Here is a 10,292-nt window from a genome sequence, read left to right as displayed (position 1 = left end):
GTCCCGTTCCGCACCCATTCCTGGAGCACCGTGGAACGAAACACCCGTTTCTCATCTCCTTGAGACCACAGGTGAACGCCCCAGGACTGGCATCAGGAACAGGGGACAGGTCCCGAAACGTCACCCCGCTTCGCATCGCATGAGCGGTGCGGAGCAGGAGTCAGGAGTCAGGAATCGGACTTGCCGATGGGATTGTGTGAGAAGCGGCATTCGCAAAGGCTGTACCACGCACTTTGAGCCGACCTTACATTTTCTGCATCCGATAGCGGCTGGACAAAAGCCGCACGTTCGCTCCAACCACTCGACCAGCATCAGGAGACCCGGACGTCGCTGTCACGCGGCGGTTTTCGTGAGAACCGAGACCTCGGTGCGTCCCCGTAAACGCCTTTCGCTGCGGAAAACGTCCGCAGGATGTTCGGCCCCCGATTCCTTGAAGTTGGCGTTTTCTCAGCCGTTGCCGACAGAGCATCCTCTCCCACTGACCTCGGAATGGGAGGGGGGACACGGCATTCGGGGAATCTCAATGAATGGCATTGAGTCGATCAGGATGCGCCACAAGCGTTCACGTGGCAGGGGGATCAGAGCGTCACAGAAGTCGACTTTGCCTGCTCGAACCGACACTCAGCTCCGGTAATGCCGTTACAGCGCGCAAGACGATTGACCGGAGTCTCACCGCGTCTTACGCTATTGGCACAGAAGTGAGAGTGGCTTTGGGGAAACGGAGCATTTCAGAGCAGTGGAGGGTTGGCCAACCCGGATCCTCTCTGACCCCGTGTTAGCAACCCCGAAGCAGAGAGATTGAATACCAGTGGCACAAGCTGCCCTGGTGGTTGGTTTGGAAAGGAATTGATCGTTTGATCGTCGAAATGGAGAAGGCTCCAATCCGGTTTGAAGATTTGGGACTCAGTCAGGACTCCCTGTTCTCGATTAAGAGAGCAGGTTTCACATTGCCGAGTGCCATTCAGGCCGCATTTATCCCCGTCGCAATTTCCGGTGTTGACTGCATCGGTCAAGCCCGCACCGGCACTGGCAAAACGGCTTCGTTTGTTTTGCCGATTCTTGAACGGATCGATCTCGAAGATCCACGCACCCAGGCACTCGTCCTGACCCCGACTCGTGAACTCAGCCAGCAAGTCGCTGACGAAGTGGAGCGTCTGGCGTACAAGTGCAAAGTCACAACCGCCTGCTGTGTCGGAGGCCGCCCCATCCACCAGCAGATTCGCCGGTTGCAGGATGGTTCCCAGATTGTGATCGGAACCCCGGGGCGGGTCATTGATCTGATGGGTCGTCATATTCTGAAGACGGATGACCTGAGTATCGTCGTGATGGATGAAGCGGACCGGATGCTGGATATCGGCTTCCGTCCTGACATCGAGAAGATTTTGCGACAATGTCCCGAAGAGCGCCAGACGCTGCTTCTGTCTGCGACGCTGCCTCCCCCGGTCGAACGACTGGCTCGCCGCTACATGCGCGAACCAGAACGGATTGACGTATCAGCGACCAACATTTCGCACGGAACGATCGACCAGTATTACATCACCGTCGATCATCACCGAAAGTTCGGGACGCTTGTCCGCCTGCTGCTGCAGGAACGCCCCCAGCAAGCGATCGTTTTCACCAGAACCAAACGGGGCGCTGAAGAAGTCCATCGGCGTTTTGCAGGCAAGCTGAACAAGATGGCCTTTATTCACGGCGACCTGGCACAAAGCGCTCGTGACCGCGTGATGAAGCAGTTCCGCAAAGGAGAAATCCGCCTGCTGATCGCCACCGACGTGATGGGGCGCGGGATCGACGTGAGCGGGATCTCGCACATCGTAAATTACGATATCCCACAGGATTGTGATGACTACGTTCACCGCGTGGGACGTACGGGCCGGCTTTCCTCCACCGAAGGAAGCGGCGCAGCGATCACCTTCGTCGCTCCCGATGAAGGTCAGCAGTTGACGAACATCGAAATCCGGATTAATCAGCTTCTCAGTGCCTACCCACTGACCGGAATTGACCCTGTCGAATCCCGACGTGTGATCAAGCACGTGGATGAAATGCCACCTCCGATCTCACGCTCGCATGAAGTCGATGAAGACGACTTCTGGTCCATCGCCTGAAAGAAGGCCACTCGGAATGAAGTCGACTCTCTCCCGTTAAAGAAGAGAGTCAACTTCGCCAGTGTTCCCATCCGCCGGGACCTGAAACTGAGCGGACGATCGTTCGCTCCGACATCGCAGCGGCCATTGACCCTTCACGTCGACGCGAAAGCCTCTATCAAAAACCTCAATCAAAAAAGGGGAAGTTCCTGATCGGAACCTCCCCCACTCTTTTCAGCTCGATCCTGAAATCCTCAGCCGCCCTGTTCTCGCGTTACGACGGGCCATCATTTGAGGCCAGTTCGATTCGCCTGTCGAGAAGCGGACGATCACTCGTTTTCAGGACGAGGACGGTTCAGCCAGTGGCCTGTTGGATCCGATCCGCTGACCCAGACACCTTTCTGATTCCAGCCGAGATAGGCATGAACATCCGCGGGAGCGTAACGCAGGGTCAGACCGCACCGACGGCGATCGGAATCGTTTGCTTCTGACCCATGCAGCAACAGATCGGAGTGCAGCGAGATTTCCCCCGCCTTCAGGCAGTCATCGACGAAGTGACCGTACTGCTCCACATTCTCGATCGTCTGATTAAGGACATTGTGCTCGGCGGGATCACTCGGCCGGAACGTCATTGCGCCGTGATGATGGGACCCGGACACAAACCGCATGCACGCATTCTCAACGTCGGCATCGTCAATCGCCAGCCAGACGGTGACCGCCTTCGAGGGTGTGAGGGGCCAATAGCTCGAGTCCTGATGCCAGGCGACCTTCTTTCCGTCGTGAGGCATTTTACAAAAGAAGTGCGAACCCCAGCCGACGACATTTTCACCCAGCAGGTCGCGCACACAGGCAACGATTTTCGCATTGGTGACAATGTCCCAGACACGGCCATACTTCAAATGGGCCGAACTGATCGAGTAGCTATCCCCACCCTCCGCGACAACTTTGGCCAGCAGCGCATCGAAGTACGCGCGAAGACTCTTAATTTCTTCGTCGCTGTAGACACGAATCCCCTTCACGTACCCCTCCCGATTGAATTGCTCAATCTGCTCGCTCGTCAAAACCCGGGGCTGGGGATTTGCGACCGGATGAAAACTCAGGTCACGCGGGATTGCGGACAGGTCAGTAGGGTCGAGGACAGCTTTGAATTCAGTCGGCGCGTTAGTCTGAGCCATAAGGACAATTCCTCGAGAAAGTGAACGTTCAGCGATAGACGATCCGTTGCAGGTACTTTGAAAATCGCGCCCGACTTGCAGCAGGGACGATCATGACAGTGGAATCATTGGCAGCATACAGTCGCAGTCAACCCTTTTGAAATGTCGAGGCTCGACCCCGGCAGAGGCACGATTCCAGAGTTAACATAAAATCACGCACGCTCCAGAACGTGAGTTCCAAAGCGTGCGTGAGGTTGCTTTCGACAAGAGTCGGGATCAGCTCTTGACCAGATCTCGCAAGACCTTGTGCAGGATGCCGCCGTTGCGGTAGTACTCGACTTCCACAGGTGTATCGATGCGGCAGGTGGCGACAAAATGAATCGCCGTTCCGTCAGGCTTCGTGGCCATCACTTCGACCGCCTGCAGTGGCTTCAGGTTGTCATTGAGCTGGATGTCGAACGTTTCCGTTCCGTCCAACCCGAGGAATTCACGGCTTTCGCCGGGTCGGAACTGCAGGGGCAGGACCCCCATACCAACCAGGTTGGATCGGTGGATTCGCTCGAAGCTTGTCGCGATCACCACACGAATTCCCAGCAGGAACGTCCCTTTCGCCGCCCAGTCGCGTGACGAACCGGTGCCGTACTCGGCCCCGGCGAGGACGACCAGAGGGGTGCCAGTCTCTTTGTACTTCATCGCGGCGTCATAGACAGACATCTGCTCGCCGGTGGGGAAGTACTTCGAAACACCCCCTTCGGTCCCTGGACAGAGCAGGTTTCGCAGGCGAATGTTCGCGAAGGTCCCTCGCGTCATCACCCGGTCATTACCACGTCGGGCACCGTAGCTGTTGAAATCGAGTGGTGCGACACCGTTCGCCTGAAGGAACAGACCTGCTGGCGAGCTGGCCTTGATCGAGCCGGCGGGGCTGATGTGGTCCGTGGTGACCGAATCACCAACGGACAGCAGACAGACCGCTCCGCTGATCCCCTGAATCGGCTGGGGCTCTTTGGGCATGTCGATGAAGAACGGTGGTTCCTGAACGTAGGTGCTCTTGGGATCCCACTTATACAGAGGCCCAGTCGCCCCGGTAATTTTCTGCCATTCAACCGGCCCCAGAGCGACGTGCCCATATTCCGTCGTGAACATCTCAGGCGTGATCGACGACGCGATGGTCGATTCGATTTCCTGTGACGATGGCCAGATGTCTTTCAGATAGACGTCTTGACCATTGGTGTCTTTGCCCAGTGGCTCGGTGGCAAAGTCGATGTCGGTCGTTCCAGCAAGAGCATAGGCCACAACCAGGGGTGGACTGGCGAGGTAGTTCGCCTTCACCTGCGGGTTGATACGTCCTTCGAAGTTACGGTTACCGGACAACACGGCCGAGACAACCAGATCCCCTTCAGTAACGGCCTGTGAAACATTGTCTGGCAGGGGACCACTGTTTCCGATACAGGTCGTACATCCATAGCCCACGGTATTGAAGCCCAGCGCATTGAGCGACTTGTCGAGACCGGATTTTGCCAGGTACTCCGTAACGACACGGCTACCGGGAGCAAGACTGGTTTTGACCCATGGCTTGCTCTTCAATCCCTTCGCCGCTGCATTACGAGCCAGCAGGCCCGCCCCCAGCATGACGGAAGGGTTGCTGGTATTGGTACAGCTGGTGATGGCCGCGATCACCACAGCACCATCGCCAATGGTGGTATCGATTCCTGCCACGGGGACGGGCTTGGCGGGTACGGGGTGACCGAAGCTGGTCGTGAGTTCTTTGTGCCAGGCCGATTTCATATCGGACAGGAGGACACGATCCTGAGGCCGCTTTGGACCGGCCATCGAAGCCACGACGGTCGACAGGTCGAGTTCCAGCGTCGACGAGAACCGCGGCTCTGGCGAGGCGGACGTGCGGAACATTCCCTGAGCCTTGTAGTAGGCTTCGACCAGTTCCACTTCTGCGTCGGTGCGGCCGGTGCGGCGAAGGAATCGCAATGTCTCTTCATCGACCGGGAAGAAGCCCATCGTCGCTCCGTATTCCGGAGCCATATTGGCGAGTGTAGCCCGGTCAGGCAGCGACATTCCGTCCAGGCCAGGACCGTAGAATTCCACGAACTTGTTAACAACCCCATGCTTTCGCAGCATTTGCGTGACGGTCAGCACCAGGTCGGTCGCAGTGGTCCCTTCAGGCAGCTTGCCACTCAGTTTGAAACCCACAACCTGTGGCATCAGCATGTAGATGGGCTGTCCCAGCATCACGGCTTCGGCTTCGATTCCGCCGACACCCCAGCCGACGATCCCCAGACCGTTGATCATCGTTGTATGGCTGTCTGTACCGACCAGACTGTCAGGGTAGGCCACCCCGTCCTTGGTCAGAACGACTTTCGCCAGGTATTCCAGGTTAACCTGGTGCACAATCCCGGTGGCCGGAGGAACCACGCGGAAATTGCTGAGCCCCTGCTGTGCCCATCGCAGCAACTGATATCGCTCGAGATTTCGCTCGAACTCGAGATCGACGTTCTTCTGCAGCGAATCGCTGTCGCCAAAGTAGTCGACCTGGACCGAGTGATCGATGACCAGATCGCACTGAACAAGAGGATTGATTTTCTTGGGGTCGCCTCCCATGCGGATCATGGCATCGCGCAAGGCAGCCATATCGACCACCGCGGGAACACCGGTGAAGTCCTGCAGAACGACACGGCCGACCATAAAGGGGACTTCCACCGGCTGTGGATTGCCGGCATCCCAGTTGGCGACTTGCGAAACATGGTCTGCAGTGACCACAAACCCGTCGACGTTACGCAAACAGGCTTCCAGCAAGACTCGCATGGAGAATGGAAGGGTTTCGATCTGTCCGAAACCCTTCGCAGCCAACTGGGGCAGCGAGAAGTACTTGAACTCGCCGCCACTCGTCTTCAGCACCGACTCGACACCAAAGGGATTCGTCCCCGCCATATCTGATTTCCTTGCCCGTAAATCCAAGAAAGTGCTTTCGAGAGCAAAACTCACGCGGCTGATCGCCGCGATTCAATATTCAATTGGGGGTCCTGTTTCTTCTGCGGCAAAGCCGCAAAAACCCCTGAATTTTCAAGATTTGTTCACCCCGAAGATCGTATCACGCGGCGAAAACGTTGGAAAGCAACGGTTAGATCAGTAATACCCGAAAACTCCCTTCTGTCCCGGAATCAATCACTTCCGTCCGCTCCGTGAGCCTCGATGACCGGGCCCAATTCTGCTTTGATAATGTCTCTCCCCCGCACGACGGGGGAAACATCGAGTGGACGAAAACCTGTTTTCGGCTTTGCTCGACCTCTTTCCCAAGCCTGATTGCGCGCGACCATTGAACAGCCCGTTTTGGCGACACGACGCGCGCCCGCACTGAACCGAATTGGAGATCGGCACAACGTGTCGAAATTTAAATTGGATTCGCGATCGGGCGGACAATTTCCCGTTTTTTCGTCAGAAAATAACCCAATGATGAATTTCGACTTAGGCGGCCTGTCGGGGGCTGTCAATATCGATTCCGAATCCAGACTATTGACTTTCCGACCCCCGATTTTTATTGTGGCCCTGCCGCGTCTGCACCCATATGTAGCGTGAAATTCACTTCTGAACCGCTACTGGTTGTGCCGCCTGCAGGTGATGCAAGCACCTTCGTTTTCGAGTTCCTCAACGTCTTTCCGTATGCCTTCTGCCGGGCTGTGGCAGTTATTTATCTCCCAGGATTTCATAAGGAGTGTGCATGATGCACCAGTTGAATTCGTCCGGCCCTGCAATGGCCGCTCCGACTGTTCCAAACGGTGCCTCTTTTCCGGGACGTCCCCTCCCAGAAATTCGGGCGATGTCAGTTCAGCCTCGGTTTTGTCCTCCCGATACCGATCCGTTTTCCACTGTGGAGTGGGATTACAGAACGGCAGCAATTAAGGACGAAAACGGCAAGGTCTTGTTCGAGCAGACCAATTGCGAAATCCCCGCATCCTGGTCACCGCTCGCCACCAACGTGGTGGTCTCGAAGTACTTCTACGGTGAGCACGGCACTCCCGAGCGTGAAACCAGCGTGAAGCAGGTTATCCACCGCGTGGCACGCACGATCGCCGACTGGGGGATCAGCGGTGGTTATTTCGCCAGTCGTGAAGATGGCGAGAACTTCTATCGCGAACTCGCCTGGCTCTGCCTGCACCAGTACGGTTCGTTCAATTCACCCGTCTGGTTTAATGTCGGACTCTTCCACCAGTACGGCGTGAAGGGAGCCAGGGGGAACTACCACTTCAACCCGGCTACGCAAGTGGTTGAGCGGCCAGCGACGTCGTACGAACTGCCTCAGGCTTCCGCCTGCTTCATCCAGGCTGTCGACGACAACATGGAAGACATCATGCGGCTGGCAACCAGCGAAGCGATGCTCTTCAAATTCGGTTCGGGAACAGGGACCGACCTTTCGACCATTCGCAGCTCGAAAGAAAAGCTCTCTGGCGGCGGGACTCCTTCCGGCCCGCTCTCTTTCATGCGAGTGTATGACCAGATCGCCGCTGTCGTGAAGTCGGGCGGTAAGACCCGGCGGGCTGCCAAGATGCAGTCACTCAAGGACTGGCATCCTGACATTCTTGACTTTATCCAGTGCAAGAAGCGGGAAGAGAAAAAGGCTCGCGTCCTGATCGATAGCGGTGAGTACGACGCCAACTTCAACGGCGAAGCGTATTCGTCGATCATGTTCCAGAACGCCAATCTTTCTGTTCGCCTCAGCGACGAGTTCATGCGATCCGTCGAAGAAGGAAAGAAGTGGAAGACTCGCTGGGTCACCGACCAGACACAATTCGGCCCCGAGTATGACGCTAAATACATTCTGCGGCAGATGGCCGAAGGGGCCTGGTCGTGCGGGGATCCGGGCGTCCAGTACGATACGACGATCAACAAGTGGCATACCTGCCCGAACTCTGGTCGTATCAATGCATCGAACCCCTGTTCAGAATACATGTTTCTGGACGACACGGCCTGTAACCTGTCGAGTCTTAACCTCCGCAAGTTTCAGGGACCCGAAGGGGAGTTCGACGTCGAACGGTTCCGCGCCGCCGCGTCGATCTTCATCACGGCCCAGGAAATTCTCGTCGATAACGCGAGCTACCCGACACCGGCCATCGCCAAAAACAGCCACCTCTACCGACCACTCGGTCTGGGCTACGCCAACCTGGGCAGCCTGCTGATGTCGATGGGGATTGCCTACGACAGCGATGCAGGTCGCGGAATCGCAGGAGCCCTGACTGCGTTGCTGACCGGCCAGGGGTACCTGACTTCCAGCCGTATCGCTGGCTATCTTGGTCCCTTCGCAGGCTACAAAGAGAACGCCGAACCGATGTTGCGGGTCATGCGGATGCACCGTGATTCGGTCGACCGTATCGACTCGTCCTGCCCTGAATACCTGCGGAACGCCGCCGGTAAAGTCTGGGACGAATGCGTTGATTCAGGTCGTCAGTTCGGTTACCGAAACGCTCAGGCGACAGTGCTCGCACCGACCGGTACCATCGCTTTCATGATGGACTGCGATACCACGGGGATCGAACCCGATATCGCACTGGTCAAGTACAAGCAACTGGCGGGGGGCGGCATGATGAAGATCGTCAACCGCACCGTTCCGCTCGCCCTGAAGACGCTCGGCTACGACAGCCTCGAGATCGATCGGATCATCAAGCACATTGAAGAGTCCGAAACGATCGAAGGTGCGGCGGATCTGAAGCCCGAGCACGTCAATGTCTTCGACTGTGCCTTTAAGGCCAACAACGGAACCCGAACGATCCACTGGAAGGCACACATCACCATGATGGCCGCCGCCCAGCCGTTCCTGTCAGGTGCGATCTCCAAAACGGTGAACATGCCTGCGGACAGTACCGTCGAGGACATCGAGAAGGCCTACTTCGAAGGCTGGCGACTCGGCCTGAAGGCTCTGGCCATCTATCGCGATGGCTCAAAGCAAAGCCAGCCATTGTCGACGACCAAAGAAGGGGATCGCAAGAAGGGGGGATCCAACGGCGATCGCCCTGCACGACGACGCCTTCCCGCGACGCGACATTCCCTGACTCACAAGTTCAGCGTGGGTGGGCACGAAGGATACATTACGGTAGGGCTGTTCGAGGACGGCACTCCGGGCGAACTGTTCATCAGCATGGCCAAAGAGGGAAGCACGATCGGCGGACTCATGGACGTCATCGGAACCGAAACCTCGATGGGTCTGCAGTACGGGGTTCCGCTCGAGGTGCTGGTCGAAAAGTTCTCTCACTCGCGGTTTGAACCAAGCGGCTGGACACCCAACCCGGACATTCCCAACGCCAAGAGTGTGGTCGACTACATCTTCCGGTGGCTGGGCATCCAGTTCCTGCCTGGCTTCCGGGAGGCCAACGTCCCGAAACGGGCTGAATCCAATGGGCTCGACGATGGTGAGGAGACCTCGGAAAGTCATCGTTCGGCCGAAGTTGCTGTAAGCAAGGCACAGCCTGCAACTTCGGCCACGGCGACAAAAGGTCAGGTGAATGGAAACCATTCCACCCGACCCCAGACCGGGTCGAACTCAAATGGCCAGACCAATGGCCATGTCGCGAATGGTCACGCCAGTGGCAATGGCAAGACGCCAACAGCCGTGCTGCAGAGAATGGCATCACCTGTGGTGATCGCTCCTGCTGCAGCATCCAGTGGAGAATCTGTAACGAATCGCAATCAGCAATTTGCGAAGTTCCAGTCGGATGCCCCCAGTTGCAGTAACTGTGGTGCCATCACGGTGCGAAATGGAAATTGCTATCTCTGCCATAACTGTGGAACCAGCCACGGATGCAGTTGATGTGGAAGTTGCAAAATCGCGCCCGATCTGCCAAGGTGATTGGACAAGAAGCTGAAACAGGGAGAGCCACTGATCATCTAAAGATGCTCGGCATCTAGCCCGTGAAGTCTTTCCGACCGCGCCGACGGCTGATGGATCGGTACATGACGCGGAACTCGGGACGCCCCGGTCCATTGGATATTGGACCGGGGCGTTTTCGTTTTTGACCGCGTCATTCCGGCTGCCGTTCGCTGTAAACCTGAC

The 10,292-nt window shown here is 57.0% G+C and carries 4 protein-coding genes; 2 read left to right on the top strand and 2 right to left on the bottom strand.

What is annotated here, in order from left to right; translation table 11 throughout:
- The first annotated feature begins 854 nt into the window (after positions 1 to 854).
- Entirely contained in the window at positions 855 to 2,105 is a 1,251-nt protein-coding gene (locus tag VGE80_RS20820; RefSeq protein WP_373649907.1) for a DEAD/DEAH box helicase, read from the top strand.
- Positions 2,106 to 2,413: 308 nt separating this feature from the next.
- Here the strand turns inward: VGE80_RS20820 and VGE80_RS20815 are convergent, their stop codons facing one another.
- Positions 2,414 to 3,259, bottom strand: a complete 846-nt coding sequence (locus VGE80_RS20815) for a phytanoyl-CoA dioxygenase family protein (protein WP_397571765.1) — start codon at positions 3,257 to 3,259, stop codon at positions 2,414 to 2,416.
- A 255-nt stretch (positions 3,260 to 3,514) separates the two neighbouring features.
- Positions 3,515 to 6,181, bottom strand: a complete 2,667-nt coding sequence (gene acnA / locus VGE80_RS20810) for an aconitate hydratase AcnA (protein WP_373649905.1) — start codon at positions 6,179 to 6,181, stop codon at positions 3,515 to 3,517.
- 886 nt (positions 6,182 to 7,067) lie between these two features.
- On the opposite strand from acnA, the gene VGE80_RS20805 reads away from it, so the two are divergent.
- Positions 7,068 to 10,049, top strand: a complete 2,982-nt coding sequence (locus VGE80_RS20805; protein WP_440593986.1) for a vitamin B12-dependent ribonucleotide reductase — start codon at positions 7,068 to 7,070, stop codon at positions 10,047 to 10,049.
- Positions 10,050 to 10,292: the final 243 nt, after the last annotated feature.

It is taken from the genome of Schlesneria sp., from assembly GCF_036405755.1.
In the GTDB taxonomy this organism is placed as follows: Bacteria; Planctomycetota; Planctomycetia; order Planctomycetales; family Planctomycetaceae; genus Schlesneria; species Schlesneria sphaerica.
The sequence above is the reverse complement of the archived record's forward strand: the minus strand, read 5'-3'. Positions and strand labels throughout refer to the sequence as shown.

Bases quoted from the DNA above. Each gene is read 5' to 3' on its own strand.
- VGE80_RS20815 (WP_397571765.1), bottom strand. From the start codon at position 3,259: ATGGCTCAGACTAACGCGCCGACTGAATTCAAAGCTGTCCTCGACCCT.
- acnA (WP_373649905.1), bottom strand. From the start codon at position 6,181: ATGGCGGGGACGAATCCCTTTGGTGTCGAGTCGGTGCTGAAGACGAGT.
- VGE80_RS20805 (WP_440593986.1), top strand. From the start codon at position 7,068: ATGTCAGTTCAGCCTCGGTTTTGTCCTCCCGATACCGATCCGTTTTCC.